The 25,573-nt window shown below is 37.1% G+C and carries 22 protein-coding genes and 1 pseudogene; 13 read left to right on the forward strand and 10 right to left on the reverse strand.

Going from position 1 to position 25,573, the window contains the following annotated elements; genetic code table 11:
- Positions 1-21 precede the first annotated feature (21 nt).
- From raiA to DBO93_RS07805, 3 genes are all read left to right on the forward strand, one after another.
- Positions 22-357 (forward strand): ribosome-associated translation inhibitor RaiA, encoded by a 336-nt coding sequence (gene raiA / locus DBO93_RS07795; RefSeq protein WP_108455815.1) that lies wholly within the window; start codon positions 22-24, stop codon positions 355-357.
- A 266-nt stretch (positions 358-623) separates the two neighbouring features.
- Positions 624-914 carry a DUF6172 family protein gene (locus DBO93_RS07800; RefSeq protein WP_108455816.1) on the forward strand — a complete coding sequence of 97 codons (291 nt, stop codon included), beginning with the start codon at positions 624-626 and terminating at the stop codon, positions 912-914.
- A 189-nt stretch (positions 915-1,103) separates the two neighbouring features.
- A complete protein-coding gene (locus DBO93_RS07805) occupies positions 1,104-1,553 on the forward strand; it encodes a hypothetical protein (RefSeq protein ID WP_108455817.1) in 450 nt (149 codons plus the stop codon).
- A gap of 110 nt (positions 1,554-1,663) precedes the next feature.
- Here DBO93_RS07805 and DBO93_RS07810 read toward each other — a convergent pair whose 3' ends face one another.
- Together DBO93_RS07810 and DBO93_RS07815 are read right to left on the reverse strand one after the other, a co-directional pair.
- A complete protein-coding gene (locus DBO93_RS07810) occupies positions 1,664-2,587 on the reverse strand; it encodes a histone deacetylase family protein (RefSeq protein ID WP_108455818.1) in 924 nt (307 codons plus the stop codon).
- A gap of 82 nt (positions 2,588-2,669) precedes the next feature.
- The gene (locus DBO93_RS07815) at positions 2,670-4,505 is read right to left on the reverse strand and encodes a GNAT family N-acetyltransferase (protein WP_108455819.1); all 1,836 of its coding nucleotides are present in this window, start codon (positions 4,503-4,505) and stop codon (positions 2,670-2,672) included.
- A 467-nt stretch (positions 4,506-4,972) separates the two neighbouring features.
- Here DBO93_RS07815 and DBO93_RS07820 point away from each other — a divergent pair, with 467 nt between their 5' ends.
- Positions 4,973-5,839, forward strand: a complete 867-nt coding sequence (locus tag DBO93_RS07820) for a MipA/OmpV family protein (protein ID WP_108455820.1) — start codon at positions 4,973-4,975, stop codon at positions 5,837-5,839.
- Positions 5,840-5,978: 139 nt separating this feature from the next.
- Here the strand turns inward: DBO93_RS07820 and DBO93_RS07825 are convergent, their stop codons facing one another.
- Positions 5,979-7,148 carry a hypothetical protein gene (locus DBO93_RS07825; RefSeq protein ID WP_108455821.1) on the reverse strand — a complete coding sequence of 390 codons (1,170 nt, stop codon included), beginning with the start codon at positions 7,146-7,148 and terminating at the stop codon, positions 5,979-5,981.
- Between the two features lie 212 nt (positions 7,149-7,360).
- Positions 7,361-7,624: a hypothetical protein gene (locus DBO93_RS07830; RefSeq protein ID WP_108455822.1), complete on the reverse strand. Its 264-nt coding sequence runs from the start codon at positions 7,622-7,624 to the stop codon at positions 7,361-7,363.
- 420 nt (positions 7,625-8,044) lie between these two features.
- On the opposite strand from DBO93_RS07830, the gene DBO93_RS07835 reads away from it, so the two are divergent.
- From DBO93_RS07835 to DBO93_RS07860, 6 genes are all read left to right on the forward strand, one after another.
- On the forward strand, positions 8,045-8,932 hold the full coding sequence (locus tag DBO93_RS07835) for an alpha/beta fold hydrolase (protein ID WP_108455823.1): 888 nt from the start codon (positions 8,045-8,047) through the stop codon (positions 8,930-8,932).
- A gap of 100 nt (positions 8,933-9,032) precedes the next feature.
- The gene (locus DBO93_RS07840; protein ID WP_108455824.1) at positions 9,033-9,359 is read left to right on the forward strand and encodes a hypothetical protein; all 327 of its coding nucleotides are present in this window, start codon (positions 9,033-9,035) and stop codon (positions 9,357-9,359) included.
- A 368-nt stretch (positions 9,360-9,727) separates the two neighbouring features.
- Entirely contained in the window at positions 9,728-10,255 is a 528-nt protein-coding gene (locus DBO93_RS07845) for a hypothetical protein (RefSeq protein WP_108455825.1), read from the forward strand.
- 281 nt (positions 10,256-10,536) lie between these two features.
- Positions 10,537-10,956, forward strand: coding sequence for a hypothetical protein (locus tag DBO93_RS07850; protein WP_108455826.1), 420 nt, complete (start codon positions 10,537-10,539; stop codon positions 10,954-10,956).
- Between the two features lie 343 nt (positions 10,957-11,299).
- Positions 11,300-13,120 (forward strand): acyl-CoA dehydrogenase C-terminal domain-containing protein, encoded by a 1,821-nt coding sequence (locus DBO93_RS07855; protein ID WP_108455827.1) that lies wholly within the window; start codon positions 11,300-11,302, stop codon positions 13,118-13,120.
- A gap of 202 nt (positions 13,121-13,322) precedes the next feature.
- Entirely contained in the window at positions 13,323-13,721 is a 399-nt protein-coding gene (locus DBO93_RS07860) for a DUF1801 domain-containing protein (protein ID WP_108455828.1), read from the forward strand.
- Between the two features lie 42 nt (positions 13,722-13,763).
- On the opposite strand, the pseudogene DBO93_RS07865 reads toward DBO93_RS07860, so the two are convergent.
- A pseudogene (locus tag DBO93_RS07865) lies at positions 13,764-14,815 on the reverse strand (aldo/keto reductase).
- Positions 14,816-15,145: 330 nt separating this feature from the next.
- On the reverse strand, positions 15,146-17,566 hold the full coding sequence (gene fadE, locus DBO93_RS07870) for an acyl-CoA dehydrogenase FadE (protein ID WP_108455829.1): 2,421 nt from the start codon (positions 17,564-17,566) through the stop codon (positions 15,146-15,148).
- 309 nt (positions 17,567-17,875) lie between these two features.
- Between fadE and DBO93_RS07875 the strand changes: the two genes are divergently transcribed.
- Entirely contained in the window at positions 17,876-18,661 is a 786-nt protein-coding gene (locus DBO93_RS07875) for a class II glutamine amidotransferase (protein WP_108455830.1), read from the forward strand.
- 67 nt (positions 18,662-18,728) lie between these two features.
- On the opposite strand, the gene DBO93_RS07880 is transcribed toward DBO93_RS07875, so the two are convergent.
- The 3 genes from DBO93_RS07880 to purM are packed head-to-tail and all read right to left on the reverse strand — an operon-like array spanning position 18,729 to position 21,201.
- Positions 18,729-19,481 (reverse strand): DUF3108 domain-containing protein, encoded by a 753-nt coding sequence (locus tag DBO93_RS07880; protein ID WP_108455831.1) that lies wholly within the window; start codon positions 19,479-19,481, stop codon positions 18,729-18,731.
- A 22-nt stretch (positions 19,482-19,503) separates the two neighbouring features.
- Complete coding sequence (gene purN, locus DBO93_RS07885) at positions 19,504-20,148, reverse strand: phosphoribosylglycinamide formyltransferase (RefSeq protein ID WP_108455832.1); 645 nt, start codon at positions 20,146-20,148, stop codon at positions 19,504-19,506.
- 6 nt (positions 20,149-20,154) lie between these two features.
- Positions 20,155-21,201, reverse strand: coding sequence for a phosphoribosylformylglycinamidine cyclo-ligase (gene purM, locus DBO93_RS07890; RefSeq protein WP_108455833.1), 1,047 nt, complete (start codon positions 21,199-21,201; stop codon positions 20,155-20,157).
- 141 nt (positions 21,202-21,342) lie between these two features.
- Between purM and DBO93_RS07895 the strand changes: the two genes are divergently transcribed.
- Complete coding sequence (locus DBO93_RS07895) at positions 21,343-22,461, forward strand: DUF2066 domain-containing protein (RefSeq protein WP_108455834.1); 1,119 nt, start codon at positions 21,343-21,345, stop codon at positions 22,459-22,461.
- Between the two features lie 5 nt (positions 22,462-22,466).
- Positions 22,467-23,168 carry a DnaA regulatory inactivator Hda gene (gene hda, locus DBO93_RS07900; RefSeq protein WP_239059143.1) on the forward strand — a complete coding sequence of 234 codons (702 nt, stop codon included), beginning with the start codon at positions 22,467-22,469 and terminating at the stop codon, positions 23,166-23,168.
- A 185-nt stretch (positions 23,169-23,353) separates the two neighbouring features.
- On the opposite strand, the gene DBO93_RS07905 is transcribed toward hda, so the two are convergent.
- Complete coding sequence (locus DBO93_RS07905) at positions 23,354-25,309, reverse strand: hypothetical protein (RefSeq protein WP_162533748.1); 1,956 nt, start codon at positions 25,307-25,309, stop codon at positions 23,354-23,356.
- Between the last annotated feature and the right edge of the window lie 264 nt (positions 25,310-25,573).

Below are 25,573 nucleotides of genomic sequence, written 5' to 3' on the forward strand. Positions count from 1 at the left end.
GACAACAAAAAAGGTAGCAATATGAAAATAATCATTTCTGGACATCACGTTGAAATTACCGAAGGTATCAACCAAGCAATTGAAAACAAGTTTGCTAAAATTGCTAAACATTTCCCAAGCCTAATGACCCTAGAAGTCATTATTACCGTAGAACCACATCAACAGAAGTTAGAAGTATCCACCAGTTATGAGGGCGCGACTGTCTCAGTTAACGCCGCTGATAAAGAGTTGTATGCCGCAATAGCAAGTTCAGCGAGCAAGCTTGAGGCTGCTTTAGCACATCGTAAGGGTGTCTTATCTGCTAAGCAAAAGAAGAAGTTTGAAGTAGAGCAATCAAACGCTTTTGAAAGCCCTTAATCTCAACTGATTAGCAATTAATCATATACAGGCCGTTATTAAACGGCCTTTTTTTGGACCTAAATTAAATACTTTTATTTATTGAATCTGTGCTTTAAAAAATACCAGATTGTAATTAAGAATATTACATCATTACCTGTGCAGGTTATTTAACTAAGATCAGAAGAAGTATGGCTATTAGTGAAATGTTTACGTAAAATAGCGATATTAGCTTTATAGAATATAATTTACTGTAGAGCGCACTATTATTTGCCCCAAGGAATTTCATGAAAAAAACATTCGAGTTAACCCACCCTAAAATTAAACTCGCTAGAATGGTTGAGTCAGCTAAACACGAAGTTAAAAAATACATAAAACGTGAACGTAATAAAACGTTACCTGAAGGTGCGGACTATTGGGATTTCGATTGTAAAATTGGTAAAACAGAGCAAACTGCTGACGTTATTCATGTGTCAACGATTAGCCAAGAAATTGATACGATTTTAACTGAAGACACTACTACGTTTTATCTTGAGATATTGGTTAAGCCTGCTGTTCGTGCATTTGAAGAAAAATAGTTTTTTAAAATTTTACCTGCTGCATCAAGACAATTGTGCGTTTATATTAAAATTTAATAAACGCACAATGTTAATATTGAATCCCTCCATTTATCAGACTTTATAGTCTAATTTCGCAATTCATTCGCAATTCAGCTTCCAATAACTATACTTTCCCTGCCGAATTCTCGGTTTTAATGGAGAGTAAAAATGAAACATATCGTAAAGTTTTTAAGTTTATGTTGCATACTCTTTGCCTTTTCTTCTCAAGCTGAGCTTGAGATCTATAAAGACTATGATCTTGGAACTGAAATTATTGTCATGACCACGGTACGTATTGATCCCAATATGGAAAATGTATACTTGGCGGGGCTTCGAGAAAGTTGGATAAAAGCGGTACGCTTGCAAAAAAAATTAGGCTACATTAAAGATTGGAAAATCTATGGCAGTGAATTACCACAAAGCGGTGATTTTAATATGATTTTAATGGTGATTTTTGAAAATAGTAGTGACTTGGACCCGAATAAGGAAAAATACAATACCTTTATGAAAAGTTGGGGTAAGGCTAATCAAGATAATTCTCGTGAAATTACTAAAACCTATCCAAATGTTAGAACATTAACAGGCGAATATAGATTAAGAGAAATTATGTTTAAGTAGTTTTCATTAAAATGTTACACACCTAAAGTTGATACTTTGGGTGTATAACATTCAATTAAGCCGTATAACTATAAATTAGAATTTATAAATACGATGTATATTAGTGATTACTAGTAGCCAATTAAGCCATTAATATGCGCTACAGCACTTCTTCCTAAGGCATTAAGTGCATACCCTCCTTCTAGTACCGAAACAATGCGACCATCAGCATACTTTTCGGCAATATCTCTAACTTGGTCAGTTACCCAACGATAATCTTCATCGACTAAACACACTTGTGACATGTCATCTTCTATGTGCGCGTCGAAGCCAGCAGAAATGAAGATAATTTGTGGTTTAAACTTATTTAATGCAGGTAACCAATGCTCCAAAATAGCGTGTCTAAAATCATTACTTTTAGTCGTTGCCGCTAATGGTGTATTAATGATGGGCGGTTTAGTACTTTCTTGAACTTCAAAGGGATAAAAGGGATATTGATATGTAGAACAAAATAAATACCCTTTTTTATCCTTAATAATATTTTCTGTGCCGTTGCCGTGATGAACGTCAAAATCTACAATAGCGACCCGTTTGAGTTTATATTTTTCTTTAGCGTAGGCTGCAGCAATAGCGACATTATTAAAAAAACAAAATCCCATGCCTTTATCGTATTCAGCATGGTGACCGGGAGGCCTGGTAGCGCAAAACGCAGATGAGATCTCTTTTGACATGACCAAATCTACCGCGTCTTTTGCAGCTCCTGCAGAAAGTAGGGCTGCATTAAGCGTGTTTGGGTTCATGACGGTATCGTCATCAACGTTGTAGGTACCTTCGCTTGGTGCATTAGCAAAAATTGACTCTATATAGTTTTTGTCATGAGCTAAATAAAGTAATTCTTTATCGATAGGATTAGCATCAAACTGTTTAATAACATAATCGAGACCGCTACGAATAAGCTGATCTTGTATGGCTGCCATTCGAGCAGGCGCTTCGGGATGATGATCGCCCATATCGTGGGTTAAGCATTGGTGGTGACTAATTACGCCAACGGTCATATTTTTACATTCCTTAATATCTTATATGCTAAGTTTTACTTACTCATAACTTAACTATTCAATTTTTATTCATGTCTGCTATTTATAACGTGTAAACTAAACTTACTTCGTCATAACCATCCGATGGCTTTCTTAAAAAGCCTGCCTTTTCAAATACTTTTAGCATAGGTGCATTGTCTCGTCTTACACTGGCGACTAACTGATCAATGCCACGAATTCTAGCAATGGTGATTATTTCAGTCAGTAATGCTTTCGCCATACCTTTGCCGCGCTTACTTTCTTTAATGACAAAAGCAACTTCAGCACTATTATTTCCTTCAAGGTAATAATATCGACCAACACCTTGGATAGACTCACCTTTATTATCTCTTTCGGTTAAGCACAATGCTAAATCAACATGTTGATTAACACTGACTAAATCACAAGATTTTTCACGAGTCATTTGAGTTGTATGATGGTTGTAGCGCATCATTAAAGTTTCTTGATTATGAGAATAAAAAAACTCTTGTAGCTTACGCTCGTCTGCTGGAGATAGGGCGCGTAGAAAGTATTCTGAATCAGCAAAGGTGAAACGTTTAATTTCAACTTCTCCAAGTTCAGGTACTGATGTTGGCGTGTTTTCTTGATACTCAGGAACCCAGTAATTTTTACGAACATCTCTAAGTAATTGGTCTCGAAATTTAGGATGTGCAATACGAATTAACTCTAATGCTCTTTCGCGAATACTTTTGCCCTGCAGTGAAGCAATACCGTATTCGGTAACCACATAAGACACATGTCCTCTAGATGTTACTACGCCTCCGCCTTCGGTAATGTGCGCTACTATGCGCGATATTTTACCGTCTTTGGTGGTAGAAGGTAGGGCAATGATAGGTTTGCCGCCTTTACTTAAAGAAGCGCCACGAATAAAGTCTACTTGCCCACCAATACCACTATAAAAATGATAACCAATAGAATCTGATACCACTTGGCCTGTAAGGTCGACTTCAATAGCACTATTAATTGAAACCATATTGTCATTACGCGCAATGTTTACCGGTGAGTTAACATGTTCGCTTGGGTAAAACTCTACATGCGGATTACCATCAACAAATTTATATAAACGACGTGTACCCACACAAAAACTGACAACGGTTTTACCTTTATGAAAGGTTTTCTTACGGTTGTTAATTACACCTGAAAGCATTAAGTCGATAATGCCATCGGAAATCAATTCACTATGCACACCTAAGTCTTTATGTTTGGCTAAATAGCGCAGTACCGCAGAAGGTATATTACCAATACCAATTTGTATAGTAGAGCCATTCTCAACCAACATAGCAACATATTGACCTACTTGTTCGGTTACTCTATCAACCACGGGGACTGGAGTTTCAGGCAAGTATTGCTTTACGGTCATATGATCGTGAATTTGATTTATATGCACAAAACTGTGGCCGTTTGTGCGGGGCATGTTGGGATTAATTTGAGCAATAACATATTTTGCTTTATTGATTGCTGCTTGAATAATATCAACACTAACACCTAGCGAGCAGTAGCCATATTCATCGGGCGGACTTACCATGATTAAAGCAACATCTAAGGGTAAAATATTCTCATTAAATAATTTGGGAATTTCAGATAAAAAAGTAGGGGTATAGTCAGCCCGACCTTCATTAATGGCATTACGAATTTTTTCGCCGCCAATAAAAAAAGCGTTTACTTTAAATAGATCACGATGTTTTGGCTCAACCCAAACATCATTTGAAAGCGTTAAAATATGCACAACTTCAATGTCATGTAAACCTTGGCTGTTGGCAATAATATCTTCAATTAATGCATTAGGTACTGCTGCATTAGAGCCAATAAATATTCTATTCCCAGATTTTAGGTATTTAGACCAGTCGACACTAGATGGTTGCTGTTTTCGTAATTGCATAGTTCTCTCTGTGTTTTCAACTGTGGTATTTAATTTATCACAGAATTAAATCCATATTCAGTAAATACTTAGCGGATATGCTAATCGGTAAAAGTACCTTTTATATCGGCTTGTGATCTACTCGCGAATTCATGGTCGCTAATATATTATTTATTATAGCCTCGCTAATATCGAGCGGCTATATTCATTTATCTTTCATAGATTATGAATGATTATCGCACAAAAAAATGTTGATATTTTCGGTATTGAGTTATGGTTAATAAATTAAAGGCTTAAATATCAGTATGGTCTACTGGGAAATTTAATCCTTGATCTAAGTCAACGCTAATGTTTTATTAAACTTATTGAGAGGGAAGTAGGTTAAATACTCGAGAATTTTGGCGCAAAGCGTCATTTTTTTTATCTCGTTAAGTTAAGAAAAATATCAAACTAAATTCCACCACTAAAAATATAATAAGTAGAGGCGAATGCAAAAATTAAGAGTTCCTTTTAATCGAATTATTTTTAGCATCATCACCGTTTTAAATTTATCTCTGTCGTTTAACGTGCAAGCGATGAATGAATTGCCAGAAATGAGCACAAGTACTGATAAACCCAAATGGGAAGCCGGGGCTTTTGTTGCGGTATTTAATAGTCCACTTTATCCTGGAGCAGCTGAAACCCAAAGCAAGTTTCTACCTGTACCTTTTGTCATATATAGAGGAAAACGACTAAGAGTTGGGGAAGGTGGTGTTATTAAAGCAATGGCCGTTGATAAACCTCGTTTTAAAGTCGATTTATCGCTTGGTGCAGCTTTCGCGGCTAATTCAGATGACGCTAAAGTTCGAGAGGGTATGCCAGACTTAGATTTTATTTTTGAGCTTGGTCCAGAGGTCAGTGTTATGTTGAATAATACTAAGGAAAGTGAAACATGGCTAAACTTACAACTTCGTCAGGTGTTTTCGACTGATTTCTCCAATATTGATGATCGAGGGTATATATTTCAGCCGGAAATATCATATCAAGGTAAACATCTTTTTAGCGACAATGACTCATTTAAAGCTACTTTTTCATCCTTATTTGCAACGAAAAAAACACATCAGTATTTTTATCAAGTTGATGAAGCGTTTAGCACGAGTGAACGACCTGCTTATTTGGCAAAAGGAGGGTACTTGGGAACCGAAGCAACATTAGTTAATCGATTTAAAATTCGCGAAAATATTTCAATATTTTTAAGCACTAAAGTTGGGTTTTATAAAGGGGCAAGTAATGAGCAAAGCCCACTATTTAAAAAAGATCTTAATTACGCTATTGGGCTTGGATTAAAATGGACTCTTTACCAATCAAATGAGTAAATAGTTGGCATATAAAAATTTACTGTCAATAAGTAAGCGACTGCAGCTTATTTTTAACTTGAATTAAAATACATAAAAAAGCCCAATAAAAATTGGGCTTAATATTAAAGTTATTATTTGCTTTTTAGTAGGTAGTTAATTAACCAAAAATATTGCGCATTAAGGTAATCGCTTGGTCAACTGTTTTACCATCTTTAACACTATTAACTATTGTGCTGCGCATGTTTAGAATGAAGTCAGGAATATCATCGGCTTCAAACGCTTTATCAACGATAGCCTCTGCAGACGCTTTACTGCGTTTAACGGCTTTAGCCACACCAATTTTAATTTTTTTAGGCTTGTCGCGCATACGAATATAGTTTGAATTTTCTGCTAAAGATTTATCAGCAAATAAAAATAAATCAATCAAAATAGCACGGTTTTTCCACAGCTGAAGTTCAACGTCATCTTCTGGCATTTCGCTGCGCCACCATTGCGTATTTCGGATACTCTCAATCATTTCATGCCAATAATCATCAAAACTTTGATTATTGAGTTTTACTAGGCCTAAGCCTTGCGAAAGAATATCTATTTTAGCACTCGTTAGTGCAATAAACTGATCTGGTCGGCGCATAGCAAGTAAACGTGTTGCGGCACTTAACGGTACTTTAACATCGCTAGCATGGGCAGAGAAAATTGCCTTATATGCTTCAACAAAGCTTTGATAGTGTGCCAATGTAACTTCGCCTTCAAGCGGAATACTCTCAAGAGCTAAATCAAATTTTTCTGGGTGAGACGTTAATAGTTGGTGAAAAGTTTTTGCGCCGCGTGTGCCTGCAAACCACTCCACATCAAAGTCATATACGCTAATGTCGTGCTGCGCTGTATGTTTACCGGTAAAAACAAGTTTGTCTTCATCTATCATTTCAGATAGTTTTTTAGACGGTAAGTTTGCGATGTAATCTAATAACTTTAATCTTTCTGGTAACGCTTGTAGCACGCTGTGTTCTTGAACAAAACTAGCGAATATCGGCCAAGGAATAACACGGGCCATTTTTAATTGGCAAGCGCTAACACCGTTTGATAGGGTTTCTTGTAGTTTTTTTAGTGGCTTTTGTTGCTCAGGTTCAAGTAGTTCTTGGTTTATTTCATGTAAGCAAATACGGTGTAACTCTCTACACCAATCAAGAAAATTGTCTGGGTGATTATCTACTTTTACCGCCATTAAATTCAGGCTAAGGTCAGCGACAAACGACAATGCATTTTGGTAAATTATTTGTTCTGTTGTACTCAATGACATGGCGTTAGGCGAGGTAAGTAATTTTCTCATTTGACAAGGTTTCCGACGATATAAACTTAAAAATAGGGCGGCATGATACGTGTATGAATAGCTAACGCAAGAGATAAAGGTAAATTTTCTAGAGAAATTAAGAACTGGTGTTAAATACGACAAAAAATGGGGGTTAAATCAACTAAAACCTATATCGCTTCAATTAGTGTAACTGACTCAACATAAGTTTTAGTACTTAATTATACTGGTTATTAAACGCTCACTGTTTGTTTTGGTTTTGTGTAATATTTAAACAAACCAATAACAGATGCTGCAATCCAAAAAAGCTCAATAACAAAGCTTGCTAAATTGAAATTGTAGCAAAGACTTATAAGCAGTAAAATTGCACCAATAAGGTTGGTAAGGTTATAGGTTAAACTTTTAGGATTTAACTTTTCAAGTTGTAGCATGATAAATGCTCCTACAACTAACACAGTTCCAGACATGCCAATGATATCAAATAATAAATCAATCATAAAAACTCCAAGCTATAGAGGGTGATCCAAATTGCTGGCCCTATCCGTGGGTTGGATCTTTTCATTCCATGAAACAGCTTGTCGTTTTACTGCAAATAAATAATGATTAAATAACATTCATTATTCTCCTACAGTAATTCATTTTTAATTTTAGGCAGTTTTCTGCTGCTGGTAAAGTAACAAACTGTTATCGGCACAATAAATATTCTGCCAACGCGCCTTTATACCTATATAGAAAGCTTATATGTGTGATAAATGATAATCGCATTGATTTATGTCACTTGTTCTTATGTTTAAAAATGAGTAACCTACTTGCCTGGTCAGACCATATGTCAAAGGGGTTTATTATCCCCATGAATTATCAAGGTACGTTGTCAAAGCACGAAAAATTAATTCTATAAACATAACGAGTAAGCATTAATGCAACAAGAATCAATTTATATTACTGAAGGCGAAGAGCAACTTCACTTACGTCATATATGGCAGCGCAAAGGCGGTGTGCCAATATTTATGTTGCATGGTTTAATAGAAAACGGTTTTATCTTTTACACAGAAAAAGGTAAAGGGCTAGCTTGCTATCTTGCCGAACAAGGTTTTGATGTTTATGTAGCGGATTTGCGTGGCCGCGGTAAAAGCCTTCCAGCCATTAATTCACAATCAACTTTTGGTCAACACGAAACCATTACCTGCGATATTGCGTTATTTTTAGAAAAAATACAGAGTATTAACCCACAAAAAATGCACCTTATCGCTCATTCTTGGGGTGGTGTATTAATCAGTAGCTTTTTAGCTCGCTACCCAAAGTGGCTTGACAAAGTACACAGTAAAACGTGTTTTGGTACTAAGCGAGTAGTAACGGCGAAAACCATGGAAGCTTATTTTAAATTAGGATTTATGTGGCGTTATATTGCACCAATATTAGCAAAGAAGAACGGTTATTTTGATGCGAAAAAATTCAGATTTGGCTCTGATAGTGAAACAAAAAAGTCGCTCGAAGAAAGTATTACATGGGTTATCCCTGGAAAGTGGCATGACCTAAATGATGGCTTTGACTATTACACTGCTGCACAAAATATAACTTGGCCACCTACATGGCACCTTACTGGTATTAGTGATTATGCATTAGGTCACCAACAAGATGTGCAACTTTTTATTGATGAATGCAACAACAGGAATGCAAAGTTTTCAGTGCTTTCTAAACAAGCAGGTAATCAGGTTAACTATGATCACATTAATATATTAACCCATCCGAATACAGTGAATGATCATTTTCCAAAGCTCGCACTGTGGTTAAAAGGGTTCAGTTAATTCTTTTGATTGAGTTAACTACGTTTTAAATAGCAGACATGCAATCAATTATGATATTTTGAGAAATATTAACATTTACAACTCTAATCAAAGATCCAAAATGAGACATAAAAAAGCCTATTCAATAAGCCTAGCTTTCTTAATATCCATGTTCCTGGTTAGTAATGCCATCGCGACGAGTGATATTACTCAGCTTGTAAGTGAAGCTGAGTTTTCATCATATAAGAATGTGGCTGATTTTATTGACCACTCGCCAAAAGTCACCATTGTAGTGCCAGCTGAGGCAAGCGATGTTGAAGAATATGGGCCAGAAGTTGTAAAAGGCTTAACAGGCTCAGACTGTGATAGAGATGGGAAAATGGATGATAACCAAACCTGTAATGCCGTGTATTATAAACTTTGGTTAAAATACCGTTTGAACAAATAAAGCCTTGTTATTAACGGCTACCTTCTTAAACGATAACGGGTAAATCAATAATCTACCCCAAATGGATTTAACAGCCACGTTAATTGCTCATGTTAATGACCCATCAGTGATAAGCCTGGTGATTAAAGATATTAAAAATCCCAAAGATGTAGCCTTAACTTCAATATTAAGACGAATTATAAATGATCAATAAGGTAGGCTTTGCTTTAAAAACTACACAACTTTATACTGCCTAGCATTTAGGTAAACTAGCACTTCAGTAAATACATAATTCATGGCCGCTAACACTTTATGGCAAGCTTTAATAAAGCCCTTTCGATAATGCCAAAGCCGTGTATAAATTTTTATTTTTAAATAATTAGGTAGATATGACAGATAAAGAACTGATCAGTAAGTTAAATACTTTGACAAATAAAGAGGTGTTTTTCGGTCCGCAGGGTTTTAATAATGTAACGACAATCGATGAATTAAATCAGGCGCAAACGGGTTTTGGTGGTAGCGAATTAGAGCAATCAAGCACCAATGAAAACTTGTCTGGTGAAGAAGCAGGGTGCTGGCAATCATCTTGGCAGGTTTTTGCTCGAGATACAGAACTAGGTGATCCTTACTTTGTTGATATTCGTGAGAACCTATTGCCTGTTTACACTGGATTTTTAGCCGATAATGGTTGGGAAGTAGAACAAGTTGCTGAAAGTCTAGAGGCTTATATCGCCTGTATTCAACTTTTGTTTGAGCATGGTCAGCAAACACAAGCGCAATTTTTTCCCGACGACACTACTGTGACAGATGAAGTTGTTTTACAACAATTGAAACAACAATTAATTGAAGTTTCAGGCTGTCAGCATTTTTGGCAGTTATTTATGCAATGTTATCTTGATTGGCTTACTGAAGAATAGCCTGCCCTAATACGCTATAAGTATTCGCTCTACGTTGTGCTAAAAAAATACGATTAAGACATAAAAAATGAATGAACCTGAACGCTTTCAAATTGACATTGTTAATTTCTCAAAAACAGACGTTATCGAGAATGAAGCATTAATCGATATATATTTATCCATTGAATAACGGTTTATTAATATATTAATAATTTAACGTGTCAAAAGTTTTCCAATAAAATTGAGCGTAATGAACTAAGTAAAATGGGCTTTAAGTAAGGGGTTAAATAAAGGATTAAGTGATGAACATAATGCTAATTATTGCCGGTATAATGAGTCTATTCGCCGCTACTATTCATGTAGGTTGTATATATTTCGGTGCTAGCTGGTATCGATTTTTCGGCGCAGGCGAGCAAATGGCAATCATGGCAGAGCAGGGTAGTATCAAGCCAGCGTTAATAACATCCTGCATTATTTTTGTTTTAATGGTTTGGTCGCTATATGCTTTTTCTGCCGCTGGTATGATGGTTAAATTACCTTTTCTTCGCGTTATATTAGTGATGATTACAGTAATTTATTTACTGCGTGGTGTAGCAGGCTATTTTTTAATTAATAACCCGCTAGGTAGAACACCTGAGTTCTGGATTTGGAGTTCAAGTATTTGCTTAGGTATTGGCATTATGCATTTAATCGGCGTAAAGCAAATGTGGTCAACATTTTAGTCATTTTTTCTAAGAATAAAGCGCTCGCTAACTGTTTAATCCGAAGTTTTTCTTTAGATATATCTTCATAAATTATATCTATTTCACCTAATTCCACCCCTTTTTAAAAGCATATTTTGAATATAAGCCCTCAAAATTTCCGTATTTTTTACATAATTAATAATTATTTTCATACCATGAAGTTTATATAACCTTATGATTTAAAATATTTAAAGGTTAACTTTGATACTTGTTTTAGTAAATAATAAAATAGTGGTTGGACCAGTGTTTAGATCTGTGTATACTCGATACCAGTTATGCAGAAATGCAAAAAAATTATTTTTAAAAGTGTTAGGAGTTAGCCATGCTAAGTTATAAAGCGCCAATAGCAGACATCAAATTTTTATTCGAAGATGTATTCAATTATTACGACCATTACCAAAAGCATCCTGAATTCGAAGAAGCAACACCCGATTTGGTTGATGCCATTATGGAAGAGTGTGCAAAATTTAGTGAAAATGAGTTACTGCCACTTAATCAAAGCGGTGATGAAGAAGGCTGTACCTTTAACAATGGTGCTGTAACAACACCTAAAGGTTTTAAAGAAGCTTATCAAAAGTTTGTTGAAGGTGGCTGGCCTAGTTTACCTCATGCTGTTGAGCATGGCGGTCAGGGTTTACCTGCATCTCTTGGCATGGTTATGTCAGAAATGATGGGTACCGCTAACTGGTCTTGGGCTATGTACCCTGGACTAAGCCACGGTGCTATGAATACTATTCATACACACGGTACCAGTGAGCAAAAAGAATTATACCTTACCCGATTAATTGAAGGTTCTTGGACCGGCACTATGTGTTTAACTGAGCCACAATGTGGTACAGATTTAGGTCAAGTGAAAACTAAAGCTGAGCCAAATGGCGATGGTACTTATAATTTAACAGGTACTAAAATCTTTATCTCAGCAGGTGAGCATGACTTAACCGAGAACATTATTCATATTGTACTTGCTAGATTACCAGGTGCACCTGCCGGTACTAAGGGGATTTCTCTTTTTATTGTGCCTAAAATGCAAACTGATGAACAAGGTAATATTGGTGAGTTTAACCATGTTTCTTGTGGTTCAATTGAGCACAAAATGGGGATTAAAGGCTCTGCAACTGCAGTACTAAATTTCGATAATGCTAAAGGTGTGTTGATTGGCCCTGAAAATAAAGGCTTAGAATGTATGTTCACCTTTATGAATACGGCACGTGTTGGTACCGCACTACAAGGTGTTTGTGCTGCTGAGCTAGCATATCAAAACTCATTGATTTACGCGAAAGAGCGTTTGTCTATGCGTTCTCTATCAGGGACTAAAAGCCCTGATAAAGTGGCTGACCCGATTATTGTTCACCCCGATGTACGTAAAATGCTGATGACACAAAAAGCCATTAGTGAAGGCGGTCGTGCCATGATCTATTACACAGCAAAACTTGTTGATGAAATAGAAAATGCTAAATCTGAAGAAGAACGTAAAAAAGCCGATAATCGTTTAGGTTTCATCACACCTATCTTAAAAGCATTTTTAACTGAGCTTGGACAGGAAAGTGCTAACCATGGTTTACAAATTTTTGGTGGTCATGGTTTCATTAAAGAATGGGGCATGGAGCAGATTGTTCGTGATACGCGTATTTCAACGCTTTATGAAGGTACAACAGGCATTCAGGCGCTTGATTTATTAGGCCGTAAAGTACTGATGACACGTGGTAAATCTTTAAATGCATTTGCTAAAGAAGTGCTTATTTTCTGTAAAGATCAAAGCATGATTTCGAACAATCCACATAAACGTCAAATGAATAAGTTTATCTGGCCTTTAAGTACATCTGTGGCGAAATGGCAACAATACACTATTCGTTTAGGCCTTAAAGCGAAAAAAGATCGTGACGTTATTGGTTCAGCTTCAGTCGACTTTTTAATGTATTCTGGCTATATCGTTATGGCTTACTTCTGGGCACAAATGGCACAAGCGGCTTATGAAAAATTAGCTACTGATGTTGAAAATAGAGATTTTTATCGTGCGAAAATTAAAACGGCCGAATTTTACTTTGAACGTTTATTACCACGCACTAAATCTTTAGCGGTAACTATGATGGCAGACCCTAAAACCTTAATGCAGTTAGATGAAGAGCTATTATCTTTCTTATAAGTTTAAGAGTTTAGAGGTTATCTAGGCACTAACTAGATTAATTTATTACCATAAAATTAAAGGCTGTATTCCATCAGGAATACAGCCTTTTTCGATCTAGCGTCTAATATTAAGTTGTTTAATATCAGGTTGTATTATCAAGTTGAGATTACACCGTGATTTTTAGTTTATACTTTTCTTAATAAGCAACAGAGGAAGTCTTATGAATGAAGTTACCGTATTTCTCGCTGATATAACCGATCAAGTTCAGCAAGATGACAGTCGACATTTGGTCAGTTTATTAGCTGATGTATCTGGGTATAGGCCTAATTTACAAGGCAGTATCATTGGCTTTGGACAATACCATTACAAATATGAAAGTGGCCGAGAGGGCGATAGTATGGTTATTGCTTTCTCACCTCGAAAGCAAAATATTGCTATTTATATTATGCCCGGATTTTCAAGTTTTCAGTCACAATTAAAAAAATTGGGTAAACATAAAGTGGGTAAATCTTGTTTGTATATTAATAAACTAGCAGACATCGATCTAGAGGTTTTAAAAGAAATAGCCTCACTATCAGTTAAAGATATGCAAAATAAATATAGCTGCAGTGAAACATAACGTAGCAGCTATATATCGATTAAACATAAGCTTCAGATAAAGCTAATACGGTGTTGGATATTGTTGTAGTACCTGATTAACTTCTTCAAGCACGTCAGTCGATAGTGGTTGTTTAAATGCCGCTATATTGTCTTTCAACTGCTGCATAGTGGTTGCACCAATAATAGTTGAAGTTACACCACTGACTTGTTCACACCAAGCTAAAGCCAAATGTGCTGGCGTTATTTTATGCTTTTTAGCGATTTTGACATAAGCGGCAATAGCAGCATCAGCATTGATTGTATCGCGAAAAAGGCCATGGCGTTGCGTAAGTGTCCAGCGACTACCTTCTGGGCGTTGACCATTCAAGTACTTACCGGTGAGCGCGCCAGTGGCAAGTGGAGACCAGGGTAAAAATGCTATATCTTCAAGCACACAGTTCTCTATCAGGTAAGGTGAATCTTTAGTGTGTAATAAACTGAATTCATTTTGAATAGATACCATGCGAGGTAAGTTATGCTCCGCGCTAAGCTTAAGGTATTGGTTAATACCCCATGGCGTATCGTCAGAAAGCCCACAATAGCGAATTTTCCCCGCTTTAACACAAGTATCTAAACCTTGCAGAATATCTAGCATTTCTAATGTTTGTTGTTCTACATTAACAGCAGAGTGGTTAACACCGTTAGGCCAATGATTGCCAAAATGGGGGATTGGCGATTAGGCCAATGTAATTGATAAAGATCAATATAATCAGTTTTTAAACGCTTTAATGATGTTTCAACCGCAGCAATAACGTTAGCGCCTGATATTTTACTGCCATCGCGAATATAAGAGAATCCAGGACCAGCAATTTTTGATGCTAATACAATATTTTCGCGTCGTGAAGAGTCAGCAGCTAGCCAATTACCAATAATAGCTTCTGTTTTTCCATAGGTTTCGGCGGTTGGAGGCACAGCATACATTTCTGCTGTATCGATAAAGTTAATACCTTGTGATTGGGCATATTCGATTTGAGCATTGGCATCGTTTTGATTATTTTGCACCCCCCAAGTCATACTGCCTAAACAAATATTAGATACCTCTAGTGGGCTACTTCCTAGTTGCACATATTTCATTCATATTAACCTTTTTAGAATTTGTTTGAGATTGTATGGTTTTTATCACACTTTTGGCTGATTAGCCGTAAATTTACTAATTAGATTTAATTAGAACCGGTTGAACTTAGCTACGACGTTATTGCCGTTTAATTTTACAGGTTGTATTTATTTTCATCATGATTGAGTTGTGTTTCTGCTAAGGTTATTTGTGAGTGAATAGTTAACATGCTTTCTTGATATGGCGTGGCTATAGAGGACTTTAACTGCGTAATATTTAGCTAAAAAAAAGCCCATTATGCATTCATATGCAGTAATGGGCTTAGATATTATTTTTAATTGTAAAGCGTGTTACTTACTCGCTTTTAAATAGTCAGAATCAAAATCATCAACATCTATAGTCGCCTTACGAGCAACTTCTGTTGCGGTAAGTAATGCTGCTTCTTCTTCAGTAATAATATTCGCAGCTAGACCTTTTTCAGCTACCAAATCAAGTTGATAAAACGGCAGGCGCTGACCTAATTCACGACAAATTTTGTCAAAAATAGGCTCACAAGCAATAATATCTTCAAGCGTTTGTTCTAACAGGCCTAATACATTGCCTTTTTCACGCGTAAGGTATTGTCCATGTCCCAGACGAGTACGAGTTTCATTTGGATACTGCAGTAATGCGGCTACTTTATGATCAGTAACATCAGACGGTTTTTTCAACCAACAACCGAGTGGCAAAATAATCAAACGTAATACTTTAGCTACTATACGATTAGGGAAGTTGCTAATTAACTCATCAATAGCTTGTTGAGCGTTATACAAGCTATCTTCTAACGCCCACTGAACCAAAGGTAAGTCCGCACTTTGACGTCCTTCATCGTTATAACGCTTAAGCGTTGCAGATGCTAAGTATAAGTAACTTAGAATATCACCCAAACGCGCTGAAATGCGTTCTCTGCGCTTTAAATCGCCACCAAGGGTCAACATAGCAATATCTGAAAGCATGGCTAAATTAGAACTAAAGCGGGTCATTAACTGGTAATAACGTCTAGTTTCATCGTTATACGGTGAGCTTAATGCATAGCTACCCGTAAATGAGAACCAAACGCTACGACAAATATTACTAATAGCAAAACCAATATGGCCGAATAACGCATGATCAAAGTCGTTAACTGCTTGGTCATTGTCTTTATTATTAGCCGCTGATAATTCAGCTAAAACATATGGATGACAGCGAATAGCACCTTGACCATAGATAATCATGCTGCGTGTTAATATGTTTGCACCTTCAACAGTAATTGCTACTGGCGCACCTTGGTAAGCACGAGCAAGGTAGTTACCTGGCCCCATACAAATACCTTTACCGCCATGAATATCCATAGCATCGGCCACACAAGAACGCATTTTTTCAGTTAAATGATATTTCGCAATTGCTGACACTACACTTGGCTTTTCACCCGAATCAATAGCGCCTGTCGACATAGTTGTAACCGCGTCCATTAAGTAAGCATTACCACCAATGCGGGCAAGGGCTTCTTCAACACCTTCCATTTTACCGATAGAAATTTTAAATTGACGACGAATGCGGCTATAAGCACCTGTTGCCAATGCAAGAGATTTGATACCACCCGTACTGTTTGACGGTAATGTTATCGCTCGGCCAACCGATAAACATTCAACCAGCATACGCCAGCCTTGTCCTGCCATTTCTGGACCACCAATAATGAAACTTAGTGGTACAAATACGCCGTCACCTTGGGTTGGGCCATTTTGAAAAGGGACGTTAAGTGGAAAGTGACGACGACCAGCAATAACACCTTCAAGATCTGTTGGTATCAAAGCACAGGTAATACCTAAGTTTTCTTCTTCACCCAACAAGTGGTCTGGATCTTGTAATTTAAATGCAAGGCCTAATACAGTAGCAACAGGTGCTAACGTAATATAACGTTTATTCCATGTTAAACGCATACCCAACACTTCTTCACCATTAAACTCACCACGGCAAACAATGCCGAAGTCAGGAATAGCACCAGCATCTGAGCCAGCTTCAGGGCTTGTTAATGCGAAACAAGGGATTTCGTCACCTTTTACGAGACGTGGTAAATAATGATCTTGTTGTTCTTTTGTGCCGTAATGCTGCAACAACTCGCCTGGGCCTAATGAATTAGGTACACCAACAGTTGAAGATAGCACGGTACTTACACTAGAAAGTTTTTGCAAAACACGTGATTGTGCGTAGGCACAAAACTCTAGACCACCGTATTGCTTTTTGATGATCATGGCGAAAAATTTATTATCTTTTAAGTATTGCCATACTTCAGGTGTTAAATCAGCAAGTTCGTGAGTAGTTTCCCAGTCATCTGTCATACGACAAACTTCTTCTACTGGACCATCTAGGAAGGCTTGTTCTTCAGCACTTAATCGAGGCTTAGGGTAGTTATGTAACTTTTTCCAATCGGGAGTGCCACGAAATAGCTCAGCTTCAAACCAAGTAGTACCAGCGTCAATCGCCTCTTGTTCCGTTTCTGACATCTCAGGCATAATGCCGCGAAAAATAGCGAGTAAAGGGCTAGAAATATACTGTTTACGTATATCGGCTATGTTTAACGGAATAGCGATAATAACAAATAGCAACCAACCGAAGAAACCGATGACATCGAAAAAAGTGCCAACAATCATGAGTAGGGCAAATGATATAGTGAATGTTGATAGTGAAGCGCGTGAATAAGCCATATACCCGCACAACGCTATAGCAATGAGTATCCAAGTTAAGTAGTCCACATTTTTTCCTTAGTGTTAATATTTTGGTCTAACGATAAGTAAGGTCAGACCAGATTGATTATTTAAGCTTAATTCGTCTGTTACATAATTTCAAATTATTTATCATTACTTGACTGCTTTTCTCCTGATATTGTTTGTCTTGAGTTAAAACACTATTAATTAATATCGATATCAACGTAAAATGTATAACTAATACTTATTATAGATAATATTTAGTCATACCGTTTAAAGTGATTATGGTGAATAATATACCACTTGTCATGATGTACTTTCTTGGTTTCTCTTTCTTCTTTTTTTTGGTTTTATTTTATGTGTGAATTAATGGCCATGAGCGCCAATGTACCTACAGATATTTGTTTCAGCTTTAGTGGCCTTATGCAGCGAGGCGGTAATACGGGGCCTCATAAAGACGGCTGGGGCATTACCTTTTATGAAGGAAAAGGTTGCAGAAGTTTTAAAGACCCTCTACCAAGCGCACATTCACCTATTGCTCAATTAGTGACTGATTATCCCATTAAAAGTGAAACGGTTATTTGTCATATACGTCAAGCAAACTCAGGTAATGTATCTTTGGTAAATACCCATCCTTTTATTCGGCCAATGTGGGGAAAAAACTGGACCTACGCGCATAATGGTCAGTTAGCTGATTACCAACAAAAGTTAGCAACAAAATATCATCTACCTGTTGGAGAAACAGATAGTGAGCAAGCATTTTGTTGGATATTAGATCAACTTTTACAAAAATTTGATGGTGACAAACCTAACAGCGAAATATTATTTCATTATATTATTGAGCTATGTAAGCAAATTAAAACACTGGGTGTATTTAACTTGCTACTAACGGATGGCGACTTCTTATTAGTTTACTGCACTAATAACCTGCATTGGCTAACGCGACGCGCACCTTTTGGTAAAGCGAGTTTGATTGATGCCGAAATGGTAGTTAACTTTGATCAAGAGACCACTGACAATGACATTGTAACTGTGATTGCCACACAACCTTTAACTGACGATGAAAAATGGCAAAAAATGCAAGCAGGTGAAGGGATCTTATTTTGTAAAGGTGAATTGGTATTTCAGAGTAAGCAGGATTAGAAAAATATTTAAGAAACTAAAATGGCTGCATAACAACCACTTTAGTTTTAAGTTTTACAACCGTATATTATTGAGTTGGCGTTAATTTATTGGCTTGTGGAGATATTGATTTTAGTTGCGCTTCAAATTGCTTTACATCACCTTTCGTTTGATTAAGCTTGACTAAAAGGTAATTTAATTCTGGTGCAAACCAAGCATAAGTAATACGTTTTTTTTCAATAACTTCACGTTTGAGCCTGATGGTTTTTACCAAACCGTAAGGCAACATTAACTCTTCTTCACCGTCATACTGATAGACATAATTTTTGATTGAGCCTGATGTTTTAATAACAGGGTAAACAAAGTGTTCTTGTTTAGCATTTTCAATCAAATTAAGTCGGTGTTGTAAATGATAACTCAGCGAGTCTTGAATGTTTTCTGGGTACTCAACGTTTTTAGTTCGTTTTTTTATTTCATCCACAGCTTTATTGTTGTCAATATCGAAACGCCATTTGTAATGTTTATCTGAGCCAGTTCCCTCACGGGTATACTCAAAGCTTTGTGGCGTTACCTTAGTACCTTCAAGCTTTACAATCGAGGTTTCATCTCGAACATCAGAAAAAATTAGCCACTCAATACTGGTATGATAACTGTATTTTGCTAATCCATTGTCTAAATAGCTTAGTTTACGTGTTGCTTCACCAACAGATTTATCGTTGTGTAGAATAATATATTTTGCACTAAACGCTGGGATCACTTTACTTGTTTCTTTGTCTGCTGCTAGTGCACTGCTTGTTATACAAGATAAAAACAAAGGGATATAAGCTAATGATTTCAACATGGAAAACTCTCTAAATTAAATGCTATTCTTCACTAGCATAACCTGAAACTGGTAAGATTACACCATCAAATAATGCTTGTTCTTCTACCATAGTTACCCGTTTAGTACAGCACCAATTTACCACCATCGGATAAATACGGTGTTCTTGTTGATGTACTCTTTGAGCAAGATCATCAGCAGTGTCTTCTGGAAATACTGGGACTTTAGCTTGCAGAATTACAGGACCACCATCAAGTTCCTCTGTAACATAGTGTACGCTAACACCATGCTCTTTATCGCCAGCGTCAATAGCTCGCTGATGAGTATGTAAACCCTGATATTTAGGCAGTAAAGAAGGGTGGATATTGATTAAACGCCCTTGAAATTTTTGTACGAATTTAGGGGTTAAAATTCGCATAAAACCGGCAAGAACAATAAGATCAGGTTGATAATGATTAATTTCAGTTATCAGCGCACTGTCGTAGTCTTCTCGACTATCAAAGTCTTTATGAGATAACACAGAGGTTGGAATGTCAGCATCTTGTGCTCGAGTTAATCCATAAACGTCAGCTTTGTTAGATACTACAGCGACAATGTCGCCGCTGTAGTTGTCATGCTTACTGGCATCAATAATCGCCTGTAAGTTAGTGCCGCCGCCTGAAATGAGTACTACAATTCGGCTTCGCATTAATGATTAACCTTTGTTAATAATGACTTGTTCTTGGCCTGCTTGTAAATCAGCAATTTCACCAATATGCCAAGCATTTTCACCTTGAGCGTTAAGGATTTCGATACTGTTAGCTACTTCGTCAGCTGGCACTACGATGATCATACCAACGCCACAGTTAAATGTGCGGTACATTTCATGTTCGCTGATGTTGCCATTGGTTTGTAACCAATTAAAGATAGACGGCCATTGCCAGCTCTTACCATCGATAATAGCTTGTGCACTTTCTGGTAAAACACGAGGAATGTTTTCCCAAAAGCCACCACCTGTAATATGTGATAATGCGTGTACATCAACATGCTTAAGTAATTCTAAAACAGATTTAACATAAATTTTTGTTGGTGCTAATAAATGCTCTGCTAATGGTTTGCCGTCAAGTAAGTCATTAGTATCAGTGTTATTCACTTCTAATACTTTACGTACTAAAGAATAACCGTTTGAATGTGCGCCTGAAGAGCCAAGTGCGATAAGTTGATCGCCTGCTGCAACTTTAGTTCCGTCGATTAAACGTGACTTTTCAGCTACACCAACACAAAAACCAGCTATATCGTAGTCGCCTTTGTGATACATACCTGGCATTTCAGCTGTTTCACCACCAACAAGCGCACAACCTGCTTGTACACAACCTTCAGCAATACCTTCAACAACAGCAGAGGCAACCTCTACATCAAGTTTTGCTGTGGCATAATAATCGAGGAAAAATAATGGCTCTGCACCTTGAACAATTAAGTCATTAACGCACATAGCAACTAGATCGATACCGACAGTATCATGTTTCTCTAAATCTATGGCCAAACGTAATTTCGTGCCAACACCATCAGTGCCAGCGACTAGTACTGGTTCTTTATAACCAGTAGGAAGTTGACAGACAGAACCAAAACCACCTAGACCTCCCATAACTTCTGGACGAGTAGTGCGTTTTACTGCACCTTTAATATTTTCAACTAGGGCATTACCTGCATCTATATCAACGCCAGCATCTTTATAACTTAAAGACTGTTTTTCTTCGCTCACGGGAAACCTCAATTATGTTGTTAGTTTACTTGTACGATAAAGGCGCACATTCTATCAGCGCAAAGACCTGCTGAAAATATTTAAAATAAATTATTTTTTATAAGTGATAAAAATCAGCAACATTATGATAAGATCTTCTTTATGAAACACATGCTAATGCCATATATGTTCAGAAATTGTCTGATATTCTTTTGCTTTGTATTATCGCTTAACACTAGCGCTATCGAAGTTGAAAATTTGTACAGCGCAAAAGTTGCTGTAGCGTCGCAGTCGAATAGCGATCGTAATCAAGCACTTAAAAATGCTTTGAGTGCTATTTTAGTTAAAGTCGGCGGTAAAGAAATTGACCACCCACAGATTAATCAAGCGATAAACAACTACAATAAATATGTTACTCAATATCAATATATTCGCAGTAATAATAATGTATTACTTAATGTGTCGTTTGACGAAGATAAAATAAACCAGTTATTTAAAGACAGTGATTTAGCCATTTGGGGGCGATTAAGACCTCAAGTTATGCTTTGGTTGGTTGAAGAGGATGGTTTTAGTCGTAAAATCATTTCTTCAACATCGGATTCTTTGTTACCGTCGATTATTGATAACTTTTCACAGTTACGTGGTCTACCTGTGGTAATGCCAATAATGGACTTAACTGATTTAACCTCGTTGACGCTTACCGATGTGTGGGGGCGATTTTCACAACCTGTTGCACAAGCATCAGCGCGTTACTTGGCAGAAGCTGTGGTCGTTATTAGAGTATCTAACTCAAGTTTAGTCGCTACCAAAATTGATGAAGAAAATTGCCCGCTATGCCAAAATCATAGTCTGGTTGTAGATTGGAGCCTGATGACTGACGCTCAAAGTGAGCACGCACAAATTTTTAGTAAACCCTACACTGGCGATAATGTTGATACGCTATTAACGACGGTTTTATCGGATATTACCGATATTATTTATCAGCAATATGCTTTATCTACAACAAACAATAATGAGTTTGAAATTGACGTAGCGAACATTTCCTCTTTAGCTGATTTAATTGCCGTATCAGATTTTCTTGCTGAGTTATCAGCTGTTCAAGCCGTTCAATTAATCAGTGTGAAAGGGACAAACCGACGTTTTAAATTATCGTTAATTGGCTCTCAACAAGCACTACTGGCTTCTTTAAAATTAAGTGAGCAGCTAAATCGATATATCGATCCATTGGCTGCGCCTGAAGGTAGTGATCAAATACCCATGTTCAATTGGGGTGAAAAGTGAAGAAAGTGTCGCAATTAACGCTCTCTGTACAATTACCAGACGATGAAACTTTCGCGAGCTTTAAAAGTGAAAGTAACCAAATGGTTGTGCAGCAATTAACGCACTTTCTTGACCAGATAACCGTTAATAATAAACAGGTACACAGCTTGTTTTTGTTTGGCTTATCCGGTGTCGGTAAAAGTCATTTGTTACATGCCAGTTGCGCCTATGCTGATACGTTGGGCATCTCATCTTTATGTTTATCTTTTTCAGAACTCACACAGCTTTCAGTTGACGTACTAGACGGGTTGGAGAATATTGATTTAGTCTGTTTAGACGATATACAGTTAATTGCAGGCGATAAAAAATGGCAGCAAGGGGTATTTGATTTATATAATCGCATGGTTGAACAAAATAAATGTTTAATTATCACTGGCGATCAAAGTGTGATGAATCTTAATATAAGTTTGCCTGATCTGGTATCAAGATTAAGCTGGGGCTTAACTGAACAAATAAAGCCACTATCGGATGAAGAAAAATCCTTTGCTTTGCAATATCGAGCACAGCAAAGAGGTTTATATATAAGTGATGAGGTTGCCAGCTTTTTAATTAATCGTTTATCGCGAGACATGACCAGTTTAATTACCGCATTAGAGCAACTTGATCAAGCATCAATTAGAGAGCAGCGTCGTATAACTATTCCCTTCATTAAAGACGTTTTATTTTAAAGTTCATCGTTAAGTGCGTATTTTAAGTTTGTCTTAACAGTAGCGAACTAATAACGCTAAAGCTGAGTTAATTCCAACGTGTTAACTCCCGACATTAACGTTATTAATCTGACCTAAAGCTATATCCATACCGATTGCTAAATTAAGCTCTATTTATTGCAAAAGCATACACTATAAGCGCCATATTAATTAATTGGTCGAGTCGGTATGGGTTTTTCGTAAAACATTGGGCCGTTGACACTAACTCTATTAAGTTTGAAATTATTCAATGGTATGGCTTGGGCCGTTGATTTCTCTGTTTGATTAATCACCGGGCTAATCGCTAAGTTTTCTCCCCATGTTTTACCTGACTCCATTGCTATCGGCGCTGATAAATTACTAATAATACTCGAGGCAGAAGTAAACTCTGGCAGTATTCTACGAGTTACATAGTCGACCCTTTGCTTAATATTTTCATCGCCAATACGTCCGCGCTGACCCCAAGTAACTATGTATTCATCACTCGCACTTTGAGGTTGATTCGTAATGGCGATATCGCGGTCAATATCGTATCGGGCTTTCATCATAAAACCATCAAATAGCATGGCATAATCTTCACGTTTACTGCTGTAATTGTAAAATTGTGGTGCATGTTCAGGGCTAAAGAAACTTGTAACATCATTTGGGCTATAGCTTTGTTCAGTGGTTGTTGCTGTTTCACCTTGATAACGTACTTGTGCTAATCGGTACATCTCATCGCCGTAAAGTGGCAATGAGATACTTAACGAATCTGACTGAATACCGGTAGATTGCAATACTTTTTCAGCGGCATCTAGAATACGATCATTTCGATTTAAACTTGCCCAAGAACTTTGAGCAAAAAAGTCATTGGCGTGGGCAAGTTCGTGATACATCAAAGACGCTAAACTATAAAGTCCGTCGCTTGCATCTCGTGTTATTCGCATATCTTCAGGGTAGTAAAAGCTTGCGTAGGTATTATCTTTAACATAACGCCATGGCATTACAAAATTTAACCTGTCGCCAAATGATGCTCGATAGTCAGGTGCTTCATTTATGGTATCTCTTTCATCAGGCGTTAACCAAAAATTATTTGGATCTAAATGAATAGCCCCCGTAACTACCCAGTAATAAGACGGGCGAACATCATACGAAATAACAATGGCTGTGGTAGCACGAAGTAAATTTTTAAAGTCGCCTTGAGGATCTGAGTTTTGTAAAAACTCTTTAAATCGTTGCCCCATCCATTGATGAGAAACCACAACGCGATCCATTATGTCTTCAACGGTTGGTGATGTTGTATCTTGTGCTATGAGTGGCAGTTGATCCAACCTACAGCTAGTGCGAAAATCTATGGCGTTGCTGTAAACACAGTCAACTAATACATTGGCATAAGGAGAGTTAGCATTGAACGGGTAAACTCTAGCTAATCGGGTATCGTAGGCAATATTTTCATTGCTACTAATGGTGGTAGCGTTTTCAACGAGTATGGTCACAGTATCTTGATGTTGAGTTGTGCCATCTGAAGCACTTACACTAAAAGTAAGTAAACTATCAGCACTTACAGCGGGCGCTTTAAAGAAAATAGCACGTTTGCCGTTTGTGGCTTCACTAAAGGTAACATTAGGGCCAGAGATTTGTTGCCAGACAATGCTGTTATTGGTCAGTGAAGTGTCTTCTAGGCTGACTCTTAATGAAACGTCATTACCTTCTAATACTGCGTGTCCTAGTCTTGCCGATATTTGGTTATTTTCATCGGATACTGAAAAAGCATGAGTTAATGTCTCACTTTGACCATTACGGCTAAAATTTACCTGAAAACTATAGTCACCAGCAGATGAGGGCGTGAACGCAATGCCTTTTGAGTTACCAGCATGAAAAACAACATGATTACCTGCTGTTTGTTGCCAGTTAATATTACTAATCGAGTCATTGGGAAAATATAGAAATAGCTCAACCGGTTGAGCGGTTTTGCTGTTTTCATCAGATGCTATTATGCCTGTTTGGGTCACAACCGGGGTAAAGTCATCAATGGGCACTTCTTTTTTATTTTCAGCGCTACTGCCGCCACCGCAGCCTTGAATAACAAAAACGCCTAAAGTTAACGCCAATATAATATTCCTGTTCGAAAAAATATTAGTCATTTGTGCCTCTGTTTACTGTGTTTGGTCAATTTACAATGTTTGTATAGATGAACTAACTTCAGTTATGGGTTGTTCGTTATATAAACTGTTGGTTATAAAAATCAATATCCTGAGCTATTTTTATACAATTTATCTCGATTAGTAAAGGATAATGTATAACTTGAAGTCGGTAAGTTTTTCTTGGAAATGTAAAAGAAAAAGCACTAAATTAGATGAAATAACTTTAGTGCTGAATTTTAAGAGGTGAGAATTAAATGCTAAAAG

Source organism: Colwellia sp. Arc7-D (assembly GCF_003061515.1).
GTDB lineage: Bacteria > Pseudomonadota > Gammaproteobacteria > Enterobacterales > Alteromonadaceae > Cognaticolwellia.